A 17,489-nucleotide genomic window follows, 5' to 3' on the forward strand; every position below is an offset into this window, starting at 1 on the left:
CGCGCTTACGCGTGGACCGTCTGCGTGCCGGTGTTCCAGCCCGCGACCCGCACCGACGGCGCCGAACCGTGCAGGTCGGCCGTGCGGTAAGTGGCGGTGAGCGTCACCGATTCGCCCGGCCACAGGCTGACCTGGTTGTCCGACCAGGACACCGGGAGCACCGGCGTGCCCGTGCTGTCCAGCAGGTGCGTGTCCACCATGAACGCCGGGGTCTTGCCCGACGAGGTGTTGGTGAGCTTCACCGTGGTCACGGTGGTGCCGTCCGGACCCGGCGCGGAGGTCGCCGTGGTGGCCACCTTCGCCGCGCCCAGCTTCGACAGCCCGGACAGGTCCGCGTAGGACGACGTCGGCGTGTAGTACCAGTCCGACTTGCTCCAGTTGAGCTTGTCGTCCTTGGTGGACAGCCAGTACACGTTCCGGCTGACCTCCTTGCCCGCCGAATCGGTGAGCACCAGCTTCGCCAGGTAGGTCGAGGAAAGCCCGCTGACCGAACCGATGTCGAGCGCCTTCGCGTGCGCGCCGCCGCCGTTGACCGAGAAGTTCTTCTTGGTCTTCGAGAACTTCTTGGTGCCGTCGGTGTTGAACAGCTCGACGCTGGCGGTCAGGCCGGACGCCTTCTTCGTGGTGGAGTTGACCACCTCAGCCGACTTGGTGTCGTACGAGTACTGGATGTGCAGCGGCTCGTTCGCCTTCTTGGCCCCGAAGTAAGAGCCGTTCTGGTCGAGGTAGGCGTCGAACAGCTGCCAGTGCAGCGACGTCCAGCCGCTGTTGAGCATCCAGTAGATGAGCCCGGTCGACGGGTCCTTCGAGTCGGTGAAGTTGCGGGAGTGCGATTCGAACTCCGCGCGGACGTTCTCGTACTGCGCCAGCTGCGCCTTGCGGACGAAGTCGTCCAGGCTCGTCGGCTTGCCGTAGCGGCCGGCCAGCGCGTCGCCGAAGATCTTCAGGTTGGCGAATGTCTCCGACTCGGAGCGGTGGTACTGCGGCGCGGACGGGTTCTTCCAGAGCGTTTCCAGCTCGGCGGGCGTCATCATCCGCTTGAGCGTGTCCATCGTCGGGATGTCCGGCCCGGCGCTGGTCTCGGAGTTGAAGTTCCACGCGCCGCCCGCGTCCTTGTGCGCCTTGTCGTACCAGTAGTTCGGCGGGACGTAGTCGTACGGGCCGTTCATCTTCATCCCGGACGGGCCGAGCTTCGGCGACGCCTTGGCCGACGCCGCGGAGATCACCGCCGCGGGCCAGTCCGCCGCCGACAACGCGTCGAGGTAGCCCTTTTCGATCCGCGCGTCGGGCGCGAAGTCGCTGCCGATGTGGAAGGACAGCACGCTCGGGTGGTCGCGCAGCCGCTCGGCCTCGGCGGTCATCGACGCCTTGGCGATCGGGTAGTCGGCCTCGGTCCAGGGCTCGCCCTTCTCGTCGCCGTTGACCTGGCCTTCCCACTTGTCGCAGCATTCCCAGCCGGGCATGGTCAGCACGCCCATCCGGTCCGCGAGGTCGAAGAACGCGTCGGGTTCGATGTGGCCCTCGAGCCGCACCGTGTTGAGGCCGAGGTTCTTGACGTAGGCGAGCTTGTCCGCCGCCCGGCCCGCGTCCCAGCGCAGCAGCAGGTCGGGGGACCAGCCGCCGCCCTTGATCATCAGCGGCTTGCCGTTGACGACATACTGCCGTCCGCCGCTGGAGTTCAGCGGAGCCTTGACGTCGCGGATGCCGAAGCTGGAGTGGCTCGCGTCGGACGTGGTCCCGCTGACGCTCGCGGTGAGGTCCAGCTGCTGCATCGGCTGGCCGCCCATGCCGGCGGGCCACCACACCAGCGGCTTGTCGACGCCGATCACCGGGAAGGTGACGGTCTTCTTTTCGTGCGCGGCAAGGGAAACGTCCTGGCTCACCGGCTTGCCCGCGACGGTGCCGGACACCGTGGTGCGGACCGGCTCGTCGGAGTCGTTGCGGACGTCGGCCTTCGCGGTGAGGTCGGCGTGGTCGAGCGCGGGCACGTTCAGCTTCGTGACGACGTGCGCGCCGCGGAGCGCGACCGGCCCGCTGTGCCGGACGACGACCTCGCGCGCGAGCCCCATGTTCTGGTCCGGCGGGGTCTGCGCCCAGTCGATCCAGCCCATCGACAGGTCGTTGTTCGGGTCGTTCGGGTAGACCTTGAACGCGACGCTGTTGACGCCCTCGTGCACCTGCTTGGTCACGTCGAGGTCGTGCCGGGTGTAGGGGCCGTTGACCTCGTCCTTGGTGGCGACGCGGGTGCCGTTGACCCAGACGTCGGCCTTGGACAGCACGCCGCTGACGTCGAGGTAGGTGCGCTGGGACGGGTCGGCGACCTTGATGTCGGCGCGGTACCACCACGGCACCTTGAAGTCCGCGGCCGGCACGTTCTTCATGTTCGTGGAGTAGAACGGGTCGGAGTAGCGGCCGTTGGCGAGCAGCCCGGCGTACACCGTCGACTGCGAGCCGACCGGGTACCAGCCCTTGGCGTCGAAACCGGGCTTCGACACCGAGGCGTCGTCGGGCACCTTGGCCGAGGACTGGATCAGATAGCCGGGGATCGCGGCCTGCCCGGGTTCCGGCCCGGCCGAAGCGGCCCCGGCGACTCCGGGGATCAGCGCTGCGGTCAGGGCGGCGACTGCTAACAGCCGTCCGGGCATTCTTGGCCGGCGTGGGGTCACGAGCGGTCCTCCTCGGGCTCCTGGCGGCGGCGATTGTTAGTAAAGTTCCTTAACGATTGCCGGTGATAGTAGCCGCCCGGAGGAGCCGGGAACAGACCTCGACGGGGTCTTTTCGCCCGATTTTCGCCTGCGGTTCCGCCTAGAGCGCGTCGACGTAGTACCAGCGCCCGCCCTCGTGGACGAACCGGCTGTTCTCGTGCTGCGAGTCGTCACGGCCCTGGTAGCGGTAATGCGCGCGGAACTCGACGGTGCCCTCGTTCTGCAGCAGCGATCCGCCGGTCCGGCCGAGGATCTCCAGCCGGGTCCACTCCTGTGCGGGGTCGAGCCGCAGCCGCTTCGGACGGGTGTCCGGATGCCAGGTATCGAGCAGGTAATCGGGCTCCCCGACGGCGAACGCGCAGTAGCGGGACCGCATCAGCAACTCGGCCGTCGGAGCGTTCTGGTCGCCGCGGTGGAACCGGCCGCAGCAGTCGGCGTAGGGCTCGGGCAGCCCGCAGGGGCAGGGGTTCGTCACGCCGCTGATTCTGTCTCCAGTGCGAGAGCCTGCTGTACCCAGGCGGTGATCTGGTTGGTGTCGACGTCCTCGGCGCTGCGCAGCTTCACGTGGGCCATCTCGCGGGCGCTCGGTTCGAGGCCGTCGCCCTTGATCAGCTGGCCGCGCCAGAAAGCGAGCGTGACGTATGAGCTGTACGCCTTCGCGAGGCAGACCGGGTTCTTGCCTGCTTTCCAGGTAGGCGCGCCGTGGTAGAGCGCGGCCGGTTCGGGCATCGCGTTGTCGAGCGCGGGCAGGAGAGCGGCGTAGACCTCGCGGAGCACTTCAGGCTGCGCGGCGACGTACTCGGCGACGGTCGTGAACTTCGGCATGGCTGGTCCTCTCGGCTTTCTGGTTGCTGCCGAGCCTGCCTGCCGATGGTTATTTCTGTCAAGACTAATTTTTTTGTCGGTGGACGGGCGCTACGCCGAACTTCTCGATCATGAACCGCCAGAAGAGCGGCACCGCCTCCGCGCTGGGCCGGAAAATCCGGTCGTCGTGGCCGGTCGCGGACCGATGCTCGATGTACACGCCGCCCGCGCCCGTCTGGCCGGACGAAGGCGACCGGACGACCACGACCGGGACCGGCGGCTCATCCGGCAGCGGACGGGCAGCGACGACCAGGTCGTGCATCGACGTGAGCCCGGCCAGCCGGTGCTCGCCTTCGCAGGCCAGCACGCTGTCGGCGATGTCCGCGAGGTGGCTGAACTCGGGATGCGCCGCCGCCGTCTCGTGAAACCGAGCGGCGATCTCGGTCCACGGAACCTCTTCGAACCGGTACGGCCAAGCTCGCGAGTCGATCCGCACGGCTCAGCCGCGAGCCCGGCGCACCCCGGCCGCGGCGGCTTCCTGCGATCCCTTGACCGCGAGCTTGTCCGCGCGCTCGTTCTCGGGAAGTCCGGCGTGGCCTTTGACCCACAGCCACTCGACCTCGTGCTGCTGGCAGGCGGTGTCGAGGCGCTGCCAGAGGTCGGCGTTCTTGACCGGCTGCTTCGCCTGCGTCTGCCAGCCGTTCTTCTTCCAGCGGGGCATCCACTGGAGGATGCCGTTGCGGACGTACGTGCTGTCGGTGTAGATCCGCACCACCGACGCGCGGGTGAGGCTTTCCAGCGCGCGGATCGGAGCCATCAGCTCCATGCGGTTGTTGGTGGTGACGGTGTCCTCGGCTCCGTACAGCTCGCGCTCGTGCTTGCCGTAGCGCAGCAGCGCGCCCCAGCCGCCCGGTCCGGGATTGCCGCTGCACGCGCCGTCGGTGTAGATCTCCACGGCCTGTTCCGTCTGCTCCGCCACGCGGCGACCCTACCGTTCCCACGTGCTGGGAGCCGGAATGCCATGCCGGGTCCGGTGTTGTCCCCTGGACACTCACGGAAGGGATCCGGACATGGCGGTGGAGTTCGCACAGGCGTGGCAGGACTGGAAAGCGGAACGGGAAAAGACGCTGGCCGATCCGTACGGCTGGCTGGCCCTGGTGTCGCTCGACTGGCTCGAGGATGCGCCCCGGACCTACCCCGGCCTGCCCGGCCGATGGTGGCAAGACGCCGAAGCCGCGTACGTCGATCCGGCTGGCGGGGAGTTGCGGCATGAAGGCACTCTGCTGACTGATGTCCACCGCTTCGAGCTAGTGAACAGCGGCGCGGGCACCCGGGTCACGGCCGGTTCGGTGGAAATCGAGATCGCCCGCCGGTCGGGGTACTTGATCCGCGTGCACGACCCGAAAGCCCCTGTGCTGCAAGCCTTCCACGGGGTCCCCGCGTACGAACCCGATCCGGCTTGGGTTCTGACTGGCCGTTTCGAGCCATTCGACGAGCCGCGGCCGACGACTGTGGGTGCGGTTGTGGAGGGACTGTCGCATGTCTACACGGCACCTGGGCGGGTTGTCTTCGAGCGGGATGGGGTTGAGTACACGCTTACTGCGTTCAATGGGAAGACTGGCGGGTACAGCATTCTTTTCACTGATGCGACTAGTGGGGTGACTACTTATGCTGCCAACCGTTCGCTGCCGGTCGCCGAGGCTGCTGCGGACGGGACGGTGACGCTGGACTTCAATCGGGCGGTGAATCTGCCGTGTGCGTTCACGGATTTCGCCACGTGCCCGTTGCCGCCGGAGGGGAATCATTTGCCGTTCGCGGTGGAGGCGGGGGAGAAGCTGCCTTACGAGCGGCAGCAGGCTATTTGATCGGCTCGGCGCTGTCCCCGGCCAGGACCAGTTGCGGCACCTGAGCAAGTGTCCAGCCGGACCCGGCCGGGGTCAGCACCCAGACGACGTCGAACCGTTCGTCCGGCCACTTCTGCGGCGCAGCAACCCCGAAGGCAGCCGCGAGGGCGGGAATCTCCTCGTGCTGCCAGCTGATCAAGGTCGGCTCCGTCCGCCGGGCGACCTCGGCCGCGAGTGCGCTCTCGCTGCCCTTGGCGTAAGTGGTGAGGACGGTTTTGCCCAGCCGCTCCGCCACCGGCCCGGCAGTCTCCCTGGGCCGGGTGCCCTCGCCGCCGTTGCCGCCTGCCGCGTAGACAGCGGTCGGGCGAGCGAGGCCTTCCCTCAGCGAACCCGTCGCTGGCGCGAACAACTCGACGAGCGCACCGGCCCGGGTCCAGCCGCGAACAGTCAGGGAATGGGAATCGGGACTGCCGTTCACGTCAATCCCTTGCGGCCCGGTCGAACCGGACGGCTTCTCGGCGTGCCGGATGATCATCACCCGCGCCCCGCCGGGCTGAGCAGGCGGCATGGCGGCGGCTTTGGCTTGCTTCGACGCGCAGCCGGTGATGAGCAGTGCTGCGCTGCCCGCTGCGCCGCCGAGCAAGGTCCGCCGTGACCACAGTTGCGCTGTCATGCCGCTCCCCGAATCCGATGCCGCTCTGCGAAGTTGACCTTCGTGTGCGTACTCGCTGAAGGGTGGCCAGGCAATACGCCGCACATGATTGCGAAGAAATTCCTTGGCAGGCTTGGGATATCCAGGCCGTCCCGGCCGACACGGGACAAAATGCCGCGCCGGAGAGCGCAGGTGGTTCTCGCGGACTCGAACGCCGAGCGCTTGCTGGCAAGTCCGGCATCGCCACCGGCCGAACCGCGGTCTTTCGCCAGCGGACCGGCTCTCAACCGCGGAAGGGAAGACCGTTGATCCGCCGTGGTCAGGAAGGCGCCGGGAAGCCTGCGCAATCAGGGGGCGGGGCATCCCGTCGGTGAAATCATTCGTCGTCGGTGAGTGCGGGCGGGGTGCCGTTACCGTAATCGGTGATTTCGACTGCCGCCGGGAATATCTCGTCCACCCACCCGTCTCGCCGCCGACCGGATCGGGTTTCCGCCGGTAAGCAAGTTCATGTCGCTCGACATCGCCGGCCATCCGGATCCGGAAACGGGTGCGAAGATCGCCGAATTGCACCAGTGCCGGTTCGGCCATATCGCCGATATCGCCGGACTGGTCTCGGATGTCGGCGAATACGTCGGCAGCGCTGCCACCGGGCTTGTGCTGCGGTGAGGGCGGCACCCGTACTGGTTCGTAATTCGCGCACGGGCGAAAGCGTTCGGGGCATTCCTCTCGAGCCGGTTCCTGCCCGCCGAGAAACTGCCGGATCCGAGCGTGCGGATTGGTGGATTCGACCCCATCGCGGCCTGAGCCCGCTCAGTCGTTGGGAACGGGCGAGTTTGTCCTCGAATTTTCGCTGCCCGCCATCGTAGGAGCAGGCGTCGAACGGCGGAGACGAACGCGGTGTGATCACTCGAATGTCCTAACAGAGGCCATGTGTTCGAACATCAGTTCTCGCCGATTTCTGCTATGCGTTCTCCGCTGTCGTTGGTTTAATGATCTGCCCGGGGAAGACAGAGTTTGGGGGAGCGGTGCCTGGCTGGAAGCACGAGCTCATCGAGGCGGTGGACGAGGTTCTGAACCGTCCTAGCCGGAGTGAGCAGGGCGAATGGCGTTCGCTGGGCAAGGTGGTGCCGGCCGGAGAAAACGGCTGGTACGCGCTGGACCTGGAACCTGGCAAGCGCAATGCGTCTTCGGCCGACAGCTTCGACCAGCTCTGCCTCGCCGACAAGCTGGGCCCCGAGCACGGCACACCGTTTCCGGTCGAGCGCAGTCAGCTGGCCGACGACGTGCTCCGGATCCAGGTCGCGGGCCGGATCCCGGAAGGCTGCGACATCCTTTGGACCGTTCGGCTCACCCCACAGCATCTGTGGCGGAAGCTTCGGGACGGTGTCTCGTCGCTGGACGGGACACCGCTCGCCGACAAGCTCGCCGCGGGCGGCCTCGATCCGGTGCCGAACAAGGCCACGGCGTATCCGCCAGGCTTTCTTGAGACACAGCAACGGGCCTACGCCGCGTGCGTCGAACCTGGTCTGCACGCGGTGTGGGGGCCTCCGGGCACCGGCAAGACACGAGTGCTCGCCCGCGCCATCGAGGATCTGGTCAAACTGGGCAGACGCGTGCTGCTGGTGTCGACCGCGAACGTCGCCGTCGACAACGCGCTCAAGGAGGTCGTCAAGCACCTCGCGCCCGAGCCGGGTGCCGTGCTCCGGGTGGGGCCGCCGCATTTGCGGGAACTGGCGAACAACGACGACGTCCAACTGCACCGGCTTGCCGCGCGGAAGACCGAGGAAGCCGACGCCGAACGGCAGCAGGTGCAGGACGAGCTCGAACGGTTGGCCGGAGCCGACGGCGAACTGCGCCAGCTCGACGACGCGCTGGCGAGCTATGATCACCGGAGCTACCTCGCGGCAGAGCGGCGGGTCGCCGACTCGCGACGGCTCGGAGCTGTCGAGACAGAGCTGCGCGCCGTTGAGTCCGATCACCGCCGAACGACCGAGGAACTGGGTTCGGCGAGGAACACCGCCGGTCAGCTGCGCGCGGAGGCGCAACGGCTCGAGCCGCAGCGGGCGGCGCTCGCCCGTGCGCGCGATCTGGAGAATCAACTCGGCGCACAGCACCATCAGCTAGCCCTGGAGCGGGCACGCGTCGAGAACCTGGAGTTCCAAGCCAACGCCAGTGCTGGCGGCTGGCTGAGGCGCAGGCGCGAAGCGCGCGAGCTGAGCAGTGCCCGGGAAGACCTGCAGAAGCTTGAGGACCACGCTAGGAGGCAGCGCGAGACGCTAGGGCCGATCATCGAGCAGATTCGCGCCCAAGCTCATCCGATTACCGAAGCGCAGCTCAGCGGTATCGCGCAACGCTGCGCCGAGGCGGACGGGCGGGTCGCCGACGCGGCGCGCAGGAACGCGGAAGACTCTCGGAAGCTGACTGAACTCCGTGCACGGCACGGCGACATCGCCAGCCGGGGAGTGGCGACCGAGGCCGACTTCGATCTTGTGACCCGCGCGACGCGGCTGGAACTGCCTGGCTTGCACGAACGACGCGAGCAGTTGAAGAAGCAACATCGTGCGCGGGAACGCGAGCGCGCGAAACTGGAAGAGCGGCTGCGCGAGGTGACCAAACGAATCGCTCAGCTTCGCCGAGACGCCGAGGGCGAGCTCGTCGGCCAGGCTCAGGTCGTCGCGACCACGTTGGCCAGGTCACGCGCGCATCCCGCGGTCGCGCGACAGCAGTTCGACGTCGTGCTCGTCGACGAGGCGGGTGCCGCCGTGCTCGGGGAGGTCCTGCTCGCGGTAGGGCACGCCACTCGCACGGCGACGTTGCTCGGCGACTTTCTCCAGCTCGGTCCGGTCACCGGAGAGCTGGAGAAGTCCAAGAAGCCGGCGGTGCGGAAGTGGCTTCTCCCGGACGTTTTCGCGCATTGCGGGATCCGTTCGCCCGGCGACGTAGAGGACGAACCGGGTTGCGTCGGGTTGCGATACCAGTTCCGCTTCGGCCCGAATCTTCGCCAGCTGGCGAACAAGGTCGTCTACCAGGTACTCGAGGACGGCGTCACCGAGGTGAGCGGGCGGGCACCCGCGAACACCGAGATCGTGGTTGTCGACGTGCAGGGACTCGACGATATCAATCAGGTGCGCCGTTCCGGGAGGGTCGCCGGATGGTGGCCGGTCGGCGCGCTGTTGTCCCGGGTGCTGGTGGAGCACCACGCGGCGGACCCCGACGGGGTCGGTGTGGTGACCGCGTTCCGCCAGCAGGTCGAGGCAACACACGCCGCGTTGCGGGACGCCGGCCAGAACCTCGCCGTCCCGGTGGGCACAGCGCACGCGTTTCAGGGGCGGGAACTCGGTTCAGTGGTGTTCGACCTCGTGGAGGACGGGAAAGGCTGGATCAGCGCCGCCAAATGGAACGGCAATGAGTTCGCCCGCAGCGGTGTCCGTCTGTTCGGCGTCGGCATCACTCGCGCACGACGTCGGCTCTACGTGATAGCCGACGGCCGCCTTGCCCTCAAAGGAGCTCAAGGCGACAGCCCTCTGGGTGCTCTTGTCGCGCTCGGTCGTGAGGGAGCCGTCCAGCGATGCCGGGCGAGCGTGCTGCTCGGCATGGCCGAGTCAGTCGACTTCACTCCCGTTTCGTCGGTCGAGGCCGAGCTCAACGAGGTGCTGCGCGGACTTGTCGACGTGATGGACATCCATGACGAGTTCTCGTTCGACAAGGCGCTTCACGAACAACTCGCCGCCGTGCGCCGTTCGCTGTGGATGTGGTCGCCGTGGGTCGGCAAGAAGAGCGGACAGTTCCTGGCGCTGATCGCGTCGGCGGTCTCTCGTGGTGCCGATGTGCGGGTGTTCGTCCGCCCCGAACGCGACCACATCATGCGCCAGGAAGCCAACAAGGAATGGGTAGCGGCGTTGCTGGCGACCGGCGCGAAAGTGATTCGTGCCGAGGTGGAGCACCGGAAGATCGTCGTGGTCGACCGGCAGGTGGTGCTGCTCGGCAGCCACAATCCGCTGTCGCAACGCAGGAGCCGTGAGGTCATGCTCGCCTGTCGCGGTGCTGCCTTCGCTGAGCGCTTGCTCGCCGATCTGGACGCCGAGACTCACGGACAGCCGCCGGTCTGCGATCGGTGCGGCCGAGACTTCGAACTATGGCGATCCGAAGCCAAGGCGAAGAACATGCCGTACTTCTGGCGCTGCCATCCGTGCAAGATCGATCGCGACGTCAATGCCCGGGTCCGCGGAACTGCGGCACACGGGACCGCCTGATCGCCCGGCGGTCCCGAGCTGAGCGATCCTCAGCTCACCAGCCGCGTTCGCGCCACTCGGCCAGATGCGGACGCTGCTCACCCAACGTCGAATCGTCCCCGTGCCCCGGATAGAACCACGTGTCGTCCGGCAGTTCGCCGAAGATCCGCGTCTCCACGTCGTCCAGCAGCGACTTGAAGTCCTCCGGCGAGCCGGTCTTCCCGACCCCGCCCGGGAACAGCGAATCCCCGGTGAACAAGTGCGCGTGGCCGGACGGATCCCGGTACAGCAGTGCGATCGAACCCGGCGTGTGGCCGCGCAGGTGGATCACCTCCAGCGTCACCGTGCCGACCTTCAGGGTGTCTCCGTGTTCGACCAGGAAGTCCGGGGGGACCGGCAGCGGTTCCGCGTCCAGCGGGTGCGCCGCGGTGTTCGCGCCGTTCGCTCCGGCTACCGCGCCCAGCGCCTGCCAGTGGTCGGGGTGCTGGTGGGTCGTGACGACGGTGCGCAGCGCGGGGCGGTCGGGGCCGTGGCCGATCAGGTCCGAGATGCGTTCCGGATCGTTGGCCGCGTCGATCAGCAGCGCTTCGTTCTCCTCGCGGCACACGAGCAGGTACGCGTTGTTGTCCATCGGGCCAACGGAGAGCTTGGTGATGGTGAGCCCGTCCAGCGTCCGGCGCGCGGCGTCGCCGCCCGGTTCGACGTGTCCGGTGTACGTGTCGGCGATGTTCACGAGGTCCCACCGTAGCCGGATCACCCGTGCGGTGGCCACGCGGCCGTTTTTGTCGGTGCCTGCTGTCAAGATCTCCCTATGACCTCTTGGATCGACCCGCTCGCCAAGCTGGCGCGCGAGAACCTTCCGCCGGACGTGGCCGAGGCCTGGGAAACCGTCTTCCGGCCCGCGGTGCGGCTGAGCACCGGCGGGAACGGGGCGCGCGTCGGGTGTCTCGGCGGGAACCCCGCGCTGCCCGCGGACGTGGAGTGGCCCGTCTGGCGGGGCGAGCTGCCGATGAACTTCGTCGCCTCCGTGGACTGCGCTGCGCTGCCTCGGGTGCCTGGCGGGATCGAGTTGCCCGCGTCGGGTTCGTTGCTGTTCTTCTACTGCGACGACTGGTTCGAGGCCGAGGGGCCGGTCGATCTGACTTCTCTCGGCGGGGTCGTGGTCGTCCCGGCCGGTGCCGAGACCGCGGAACGGGCCGCGCCGGAGGGGGTCGAGGTTTATCCGCGGCTCGAGGTGTCCGGGGAAATCGTCGGCACCTTCCCGAACTCCCAGCAGGAGGTGCTGCGCCGCACGCTCGCCCGCGACGGACTGCCGCTCTCCGACCCGGACAACTGGTCGGAGGAGTTCTTCGACCTGCTCCGCGAGTCCTCAGCCGCGCCGTACCACCAGATCGGCGGCTGTTCCTGGCCGGTTCAGGGCCCGCCGGAGGACGAGGTCGCCGCGGCGGTCTTGCCGGAGGACGCGTCGGAGTCCGCTCTCGCCGACGAGGCGCTGCGGTGGGTCCTTCTCGCGCAGATCGACAGCGACGGCGACGCTGGCCTCACGTGGGGTGACGTCGGCGTTCTGTATTGGCTGATCCGCGAGGACGACCTCGCCGAGGGCCGTTTCGACCGGGTGCGGTGCGTTATGCAGAGTGGGTGAGCCCTTACCTGCGTTGGTGTCGCGTCGGCGATTGCGTGGCTGACGTGGTGCGGGATCGCTGGAGCTGAGGCGTTGCGCACGGTGTCGTCGCTGGCTGGTTCGACCGGGTGCGGTGCGTTGTGCAGGGCGGGTGAGCCCTCATCTGCGTTGGTGTGGTGTCGGCGATTGCGGGGCTGGAGTGGTGCGGGATCGCTGGGGCTGAGGCGTTGCGGACGTCGCCGAAGGCCGGTGTGACCGGGTCCGGCGTCGTGCAGAGTGGTCGTCTGCGTAGGTGCTGTGTCGGCCGTTGTGCAGCGGTGTGGCGTGGTTCGGGATCGTCGGGGCCGGGGCGTTGCGGACGACCTCGCCGAAGGCCGGTTCGACCGGGTCCGGGCGTCATGCAAACCGGCTAAGCCCTGACCTGCGCCGATTGAGTTCCAGCCATTCCGTCGTGCAGCAGTGCTCGCACGGGGCGAGTTCCCCAGGGATCACCGAAGCCCAGGCGATCCGCACGATCTCGTGGGTGTCGCGGCCCATCCGCTCCTGCCGCTGCTGGCCCCTGCGCAGCCAGTAGCAGTCGGCGTCGTTGTGGTAGGCGTGGCCGCCCGCCGTGTGGTAGCCGGTCGGCAGCACTCCCGCGTCGAGCTGGCGGCAGTCGGCGCAGTAGGCCTTCGTCATGCCGTGCCGGCACTCGTCGTCCTCCGGCAGTGCGGGCGGGCGTCCGGTGGGGCGGGCCGCCGTCGCGAGGTCGGCCAGTTCGGCTAGCTGGGTGCGGGCGGCCGGGTCCTCGGCATCCCGCCAGGTGATCTCGTGCTGGGCAGCGCAGGTGCGGAGGCGGGGGAGGAGGTCATCCGAATCATGACCGTCCAGCGCGGTGCGGAGATACTCGCTGTCGCTGTACAGGTGCACGCGGACCGGCCTTTTCAGGCTTTCGAGTGCTTCCACGGCAGCCGTCAGCGCCATCCGGCCCGCGGTCGTGTCCGCCGCCCCGCCGGTGAGGGTTTTCCGATGGTCGCCGTAGGCCAGCAGAGCGGACCAGCCGCCCGGTCCCGGGGTGTCGCCGCCTTTCCCCGCCGCGTAGATCCGCACTGCTCCGGCTTCTTCGCTCGCCACGCCCCGAACGTATCGGCAGGGGGCGACACTTTTCGCGAAACCCGCCCGAAGGCGCTGCCCCGCGCCGGTTCCCGGGGCCCGTGCACCCGGGCCGGACGCACTTCGCCGACCTGTATCGTGGAACCGGGCCAGCCCGCGCATCCGCTCTGCCGCGCGGGGCCTCCGACAGCGTCCGGCGACCCCGCCGCGGGCCGCTTCCCCCGGCCCCCGGAGAGCGGAAAACCCCAGGCAGAACACGTGCGGTCCGGTTTTTGTCGGTGGTCGTCCCTACCCTGGGCACGTCCGTCGGCACCGGATCTCCCGGCGGGCCACCGAGCAGAACGATGGAAGGGACGAAGGCGTGGCTGATCGCCTCGTTGTTCGCGGAGCGCGCGAGCACAACCTCCGCGGCGTGGATCTCGATCTGCCCCGCGACAGCATGATCGTGTTCACCGGCCTGTCCGGGTCGGGCAAGTCGAGCCTGGCCTTCGACACGATCTTCGCCGAGGGGCAGCGGCGGTACGTGGAGTCGCTGTCGGCGTACGCGCGGCAGTTCCTCGGCCAGATGGACAAGCCGGACGTCGACTTCATCGAGGGCCTCTCGCCCGCGGTGTCGATCGACCAGAAGTCGACCTCGCGCAACCCGCGGTCGACCGTCGGCACCATCACCGAGGTCTACGACTACCTGCGGCTGCTCTACGCCCGCGCCGGCAAGGCGCACTGCCCCAAGTGCGGCGAGGCGATCAGCAAGCAGACGCCGCAGCAGATCGTCGACCAGGTGCTGGAAATGACCGAGGGCACCCGGTTCCAGGTGCTCGCGCCGGTCGTGCGCGGGCGCAAGGGCGAGTACCTCGACCTGTTCCAGAATCTGCAGCAGCAGGGCTACGCGCGCGTGGTGGTCGACGGCACGGTGCACCCGCTCACCGACCCGCCGAAGCTGAAGAAGCAGGAAAAGCACCAGATCGGCGTGGTGATCGACCGGCTCGCGGTCAAGACCAGCGCGCGGCAGCGGCTCACCGACTCGGTGGAAACGGCGCTGCGGCTGGCCGACGGCCTGGTCGAGCTGGAATTCGTCGACCTCGACGAGAACGACCCGCACCGCGTGCGCGGCTTCTCCGAGAACCTGGCCTGCCCCAACGGCCACCCGCTGGCGATCGAGGACCTCGAACCCCGGTCGTTCTCGTTCAACTCGCCCTACGGCGCGTGCCCCGAGTGCACCGGCATCGGCATCCGCAAGGAGGTCGACCCGGAACTGGTGGTGCCGGACGACGAACTGTCGCTCGCCGAAGGCGCCATCGCGCCGTGGGCGGGCGGGCAGAGCGCCGACTACTTCCTGCGGCTGCTGGAATCGCTGTCGGAAGCGGTCGGGTTCCGCATGGACACGCCGTGGCGGCGGCTGCCCGCCCGGGTGCAGAAGGCGGTGCTGCACGGCGTCGACGAGCAGGTGCACGTCCGCTACCGCAACCGGTACGGCAGGCAGCGCTCGTACTACGCGGCCTTCGAGGGCGTCATCCCGTTCCTGGAGCGGCGCCTCGAGCAGACCGACTCGGAGTACATGCGCGAGCGGTACGAGGGCTACATGCGCGAGGTGCCGTGCCCGGCGTGTCAGGGCACGCGGCTCAAGCCGGAGATCCTCGCGGTCACGCTGGAGCACGCGACGCAGGGCGACCGGTCGATCGCCGAGGTCTGCGCGCTGTCCATCGCGGAGGCGTCGGAGTTCCTCGACGAACTGGTGCTCGGCCCGCGCGAGGCGATGATCGCGGGCGCGGTGCTCAAGGAAATCCAGGCGCGGCTGCGCTTCCTGCTCGACGTCGGCCTCACCTACCTGTCGCTCGACCGCGCGTCCGGCACGCTGTCCGGCGGCGAGGCGCAGCGCATCCGGCTGGCCACGCAGATCGGCTCCGGGCTGGTGGGCGTGCTGTACGTGCTGGACGAGCCGTCCATCGGCCTGCACCAGCGCGACAACCACCGGCTCATCGAGACGCTGACCCGGCTGCGCAACCTCGGCAACACGCTGATCGTGGTCGAACACGACGAGGACACCATCCGGGCCAGCGACTGGGTGGTCGACATCGGCCCGGGCGCGGGCGAGCACGGCGGGCACATCGTGCACAGCGGCCCGTACAAGAAGATCCTGAAGAACAAGGAATCGATCACCGGCGCGTACCTGTCCGGGCGGCGGCAGATCGAGATCCCGGCGATCCGGCGGCCGGTCGACAAGAAGCGGCAGCTCACCGTGGTGGGCGCGCGCGAGCACAACCTGCGCGGCATCGACGTGTCGTTCCCGCTCGGCTGCCTCGTGTCGATCACCGGCGTGTCCGGGTCGGGCAAGTCGACGCTGGTCAACGACATCCTCGCGCAGGTGCTGGCGAACAAGCTCAACGGCGCGCGCCAGGTCCCCGGCAGGCACACCCGGGTCAACGGGCTCGCCAACGTCGACAAGCTGGTGCGCGTCGACCAGTCGCCGATCGGCCGCACGCCGCGTTCCAACGCGGCCACCTACACCGGCGTGTGGGACCACGTGCGCAAGCTGTTCGCGGCCACCACCGAGGCGAAGGTCCGCGGGTACCAGCAGGGCCGGTTCTCGTTCAACGTCAAGGGCGGCCGCTGCGAGGCGTGCGCGGGCGACGGCACGATCAAGATCGAGATGAACTTCCTGCCGGACGTCTACGTCCCGTGCGAGGTGTGCAAGGGCGCCCGGTACAACCGGGAAACGCTCGAGGTGCACTACAAGGGCAAGACGGTGTCCGACGTGCTGGACATGCCGATCGAGGAGGCGGCCGAGTTCTTCGAGCCGATCAAGGCGATCCACCGGCACCTGCAGACCCTGGTCGACGTCGGTCTCGGCTACGTCCGCCTGGGCCAGCCCGCGCCGACCCTGTCCGGCGGCGAGGCGCAGCGCGTCAAGCTGGCGAGCGAACTGCAGAAGCGCTCCACCGGCAAGACCGTCTACATCCTCGACGAGCCGACCACCGGCCTGCACTTCGAGGACATCAGCAAGCTGATCGGCGTGATCAACGGGCTGGTGGACAAGGGCAACACGGTGATCGTGATCGAGCACAACCTCGACGTGATCAAGACGTCCGACTGGATCGTGGACATGGGCCCGGAGGGCGGCTCCGGCGGCGGCATGGTGATCGCCGAGGGAACACCCGAGCAGGTCGCGGCCACCGAGGGGAGCTACACCGGCGAGTTCCTCGCGCAGGTGCTGAACCCGGCCTGATCCGCATCCAGCCGCTCTGAGCCGAGCCGCGAAGAGCCGTCCGGTCCCAGGACCGGACGGCTCTTCGCTATCTGACTGATGGACGGGTCAGTCCTTTCCGGTCGTGCGTTCGACGACGGGGGAGAGCGGGCCGTAGGACAGAGCGCGGAGGCGGAAGGCCGAGCCTTGTTCGCCGGGCAGGAGCGACAGCGCGCATTGGGTGGTGTTGGGATCGGTCACTTCGACCGGGACGAAGTCCGGCGTGCCCGGGCGGCGGATCTCCAGGAGGAAACCGGCTTCGTCGGTCGAGCGGTCGGTCCAGGTGAAGTGCAGGTTCTGGTCCGCGGCCGGGGTCGCGGTGAGATCGGCCGGGGCGGACTGCTGGGCGGCGGCGCCGGGCGGGGCAGCGTCGCCCGCCGTGACGGTCGCCGACACCGGACCGGCGAAGGACCGGATTCGGTAGTAGAACGGCGTTTCCGGGATCAGGTTCGGATGGGTATACGAGGTCTGGCCGTGCGGGAGGTACTGCAGCGCGGTCCACGGTCCGTCGGCGGCGTTGGCGTATTCGAGGAGGTAGCCCGCCGCGGCCGGGTCGGCAGGCCAGTGCAGCACGACGTTCGTGGGCGAGGTGAGAGTCGCGGTGAAGGCGGGGGCCGCTGGCGGCGGCGAAGCGGTGCCGCAGCCGACTAGCGTCGCGGTCAGCAGCGCGGCCAGGGCGGCCAGGGCGGTTCGAGCGGCGGTCGGCACGGCAAGCCTCCTCGATGGTTCAGGCGGCGGCGTACCCAACGAATGGCCAGCCTAGGAAACGGCGGTCAAGATCGACAAGCACGCGTTCCGCTGATCGGGAGAGAGGGGCGGGCTGTGGTCCTCGAAAAGAAGAGGGACGCCGAGTACACGTTCCGGAGCGACTGGTGGCTGCCGACTCTCCCCGGGCGGGTGTTCGACGCGATCGTCGACCTCGAGTCGTATCCGCGGTGGTGGCCGGACGTCCAGTCGGTGCGCCAGGTCGACGACGACACCGCCCAGGTCGTCTGCCGGTCCCGGCTGCCGTACCGGATCGTCGTCGCGATGCACCGGGAGCAGCAGGACGCGGCGGGGCTGCGGGTGCGCGTCCGGTTGAGCGGGGACCTCGACGGGCTGCTCGCCGGGGCGATCCACGCCGACGGGGCGGGCTCGCGGCTGGAGATCACGCAGCACGTTCAGGTGCGGAAACCGTTGCTGCGCAGGCTCGACGTCATCGCCCGGCCGTTCTTCCGCGCCAATCACGCGTGGATGATGCGGCGCGGGCACCACGGGCTGACCGGTTACCTCGCGGCGACAGGGCGCGCGACCTAGTG

At 68.6% G+C, this 17,489-nt stretch carries 15 protein-coding genes; 6 read left to right on the top strand and 9 right to left on the bottom strand.

Translation table 11 applies throughout. The features are described 5' to 3' along the window. Positions 1 to 5: 5 nt before the first annotated feature. The 5 genes from FKO37_RS22185 to rnhA all read right to left on the bottom strand — a co-directional run bounded on the left by FKO37_RS22185 (position 6) and on the right by rnhA (position 4,488). On the bottom strand, positions 6 to 2,645 hold the full coding sequence (locus FKO37_RS22185; RefSeq protein WP_238608315.1) for an exo-beta-D-glucosaminidase: 2,640 nt from the start codon (positions 2,643 to 2,645) through the stop codon (positions 6 to 8). Positions 2,646 to 2,805: 160 nt separating this feature from the next. Beyond that, positions 2,806 to 3,180, bottom strand: coding sequence for a YchJ family metal-binding protein (locus tag FKO37_RS22190; protein WP_238605649.1), 375 nt, complete (start codon positions 3,178 to 3,180; stop codon positions 2,806 to 2,808). Then, the gene (locus tag FKO37_RS22195; protein ID WP_238605650.1) at positions 3,177 to 3,530 is read right to left on the bottom strand and encodes a DUF1801 domain-containing protein; all 354 of its coding nucleotides are present in this window, start codon (positions 3,528 to 3,530) and stop codon (positions 3,177 to 3,179) included. The genes FKO37_RS22190 and FKO37_RS22195 overlap by 4 nt, the downstream gene beginning before the upstream one ends. 64 nt (positions 3,531 to 3,594) lie before the next feature. Further along, positions 3,595 to 4,005 (bottom strand): hypothetical protein, encoded by a 411-nt coding sequence (locus tag FKO37_RS22200; protein ID WP_238605651.1) that lies wholly within the window; start codon positions 4,003 to 4,005, stop codon positions 3,595 to 3,597. 3 nt (positions 4,006 to 4,008) lie between these two features. Further along, on the bottom strand, positions 4,009 to 4,488 hold the full coding sequence (gene rnhA / locus FKO37_RS22205) for a ribonuclease HI (RefSeq protein WP_037818141.1): 480 nt from the start codon (positions 4,486 to 4,488) through the stop codon (positions 4,009 to 4,011). Positions 4,489 to 4,579: 91 nt separating this feature from the next. On the opposite strand from rnhA, the gene FKO37_RS22210 reads away from it, so the two are divergent. Further along, a complete protein-coding gene (locus FKO37_RS22210; RefSeq protein ID WP_238605652.1) occupies positions 4,580 to 5,374 on the top strand; it encodes a DUF1684 domain-containing protein in 795 nt (264 codons plus the stop codon). On the opposite strand, the gene FKO37_RS22215 is transcribed toward FKO37_RS22210, so the two are convergent. Next, a complete protein-coding gene (locus FKO37_RS22215) occupies positions 5,367 to 6,026 on the bottom strand; it encodes a hypothetical protein (protein WP_238605653.1) in 660 nt (219 codons plus the stop codon). The two genes, FKO37_RS22210 and FKO37_RS22215, sit on opposite strands and share 8 nt — an antisense overlap. A gap of 486 nt (positions 6,027 to 6,512) precedes the next feature. Between FKO37_RS22215 and FKO37_RS22220 the strand changes: the two genes are divergently transcribed. After that, the gene (locus FKO37_RS22220) at positions 6,513 to 6,671 is read left to right on the top strand and encodes a hypothetical protein (protein WP_238605654.1); all 159 of its coding nucleotides are present in this window, start codon (positions 6,513 to 6,515) and stop codon (positions 6,669 to 6,671) included. Between the two features lie 359 nt (positions 6,672 to 7,030). Continuing rightward, complete coding sequence (locus tag FKO37_RS22225) at positions 7,031 to 10,258, top strand: AAA domain-containing protein (protein ID WP_238605655.1); 3,228 nt, start codon at positions 7,031 to 7,033, stop codon at positions 10,256 to 10,258. Positions 10,259 to 10,292: 34 nt separating this feature from the next. On the opposite strand, the gene FKO37_RS22230 is transcribed toward FKO37_RS22225, so the two are convergent. Then, positions 10,293 to 10,970, bottom strand: coding sequence for an MBL fold metallo-hydrolase (locus tag FKO37_RS22230; RefSeq protein WP_238608316.1), 678 nt, complete (start codon positions 10,968 to 10,970; stop codon positions 10,293 to 10,295). Positions 10,971 to 11,048: 78 nt separating this feature from the next. On the opposite strand from FKO37_RS22230, the gene FKO37_RS22235 reads away from it, so the two are divergent. Further along, positions 11,049 to 11,879, top strand: a complete 831-nt coding sequence (locus FKO37_RS22235) for a YwqG family protein (RefSeq protein ID WP_238605656.1) — start codon at positions 11,049 to 11,051, stop codon at positions 11,877 to 11,879. Between the two features lie 375 nt (positions 11,880 to 12,254). Here the strand turns inward: FKO37_RS22235 and FKO37_RS22240 are convergent, their stop codons facing one another. Beyond that, positions 12,255 to 12,971: an RNase H family protein gene (locus tag FKO37_RS22240; RefSeq protein ID WP_238605657.1), complete on the bottom strand. Its 717-nt coding sequence runs from the start codon at positions 12,969 to 12,971 to the stop codon at positions 12,255 to 12,257. A 340-nt stretch (positions 12,972 to 13,311) separates the two neighbouring features. On the opposite strand from FKO37_RS22240, the gene uvrA reads away from it, so the two are divergent. After that, a complete protein-coding gene (uvrA, locus tag FKO37_RS22245) occupies positions 13,312 to 16,173 on the top strand; it encodes an excinuclease ABC subunit UvrA (protein ID WP_238605658.1) in 2,862 nt (953 codons plus the stop codon). An 87-nt stretch (positions 16,174 to 16,260) separates the two neighbouring features. Here uvrA and FKO37_RS22250 read toward each other — a convergent pair whose 3' ends face one another. Next, positions 16,261 to 16,899, bottom strand: a complete 639-nt coding sequence (locus tag FKO37_RS22250) for a fibronectin type III domain-containing protein (RefSeq protein ID WP_238605659.1) — start codon at positions 16,897 to 16,899, stop codon at positions 16,261 to 16,263. A gap of 114 nt (positions 16,900 to 17,013) precedes the next feature. Here FKO37_RS22250 and FKO37_RS22255 point away from each other — a divergent pair, with 114 nt between their 5' ends. Further along, positions 17,014 to 17,487, top strand: a complete 474-nt coding sequence (locus FKO37_RS22255) for an SRPBCC family protein (RefSeq protein ID WP_238605660.1) — start codon at positions 17,014 to 17,016, stop codon at positions 17,485 to 17,487. The last annotated feature ends 2 nt before the right edge of the window (positions 17,488 to 17,489 follow it).

The sequence above is a fragment of the Amycolatopsis sp. Poz14 genome (assembly GCF_006704225.1).
GTDB lineage: Bacteria > Actinomycetota > Actinomycetes > Mycobacteriales > Pseudonocardiaceae > Amycolatopsis > Amycolatopsis nivea.

What these genes read in the sequence shown, in the direction of transcription:
- FKO37_RS22215 (WP_238605653.1), bottom strand. Translation starts at nt 6,026, where the DNA reads ATGACAGCGCAACTGTGGTCACGGCGGACCTTGCTCGGCGGCGCAGCG.
- FKO37_RS22235 (WP_238605656.1), top strand. Translation starts at nt 11,049, where the DNA reads ATGACCTCTTGGATCGACCCGCTCGCCAAGCTGGCGCGCGAGAACCTT.
- FKO37_RS22195 (WP_238605650.1), bottom strand. Translation starts at nt 3,530, where the DNA reads ATGCCGAAGTTCACGACCGTCGCCGAGTACGTCGCCGCGCAGCCTGAA.
- FKO37_RS22185 (WP_238608315.1), bottom strand. Translation starts at nt 2,645, where the DNA reads ATGCCCGGACGGCTGTTAGCAGTCGCCGCCCTGACCGCAGCGCTGATC.
- FKO37_RS22210 (WP_238605652.1), top strand. Translation starts at nt 4,580, where the DNA reads ATGGCGGTGGAGTTCGCACAGGCGTGGCAGGACTGGAAAGCGGAACGG.
- FKO37_RS22220 (WP_238605654.1), top strand. Translation starts at nt 6,513, where the DNA reads ATGTCGCTCGACATCGCCGGCCATCCGGATCCGGAAACGGGTGCGAAG.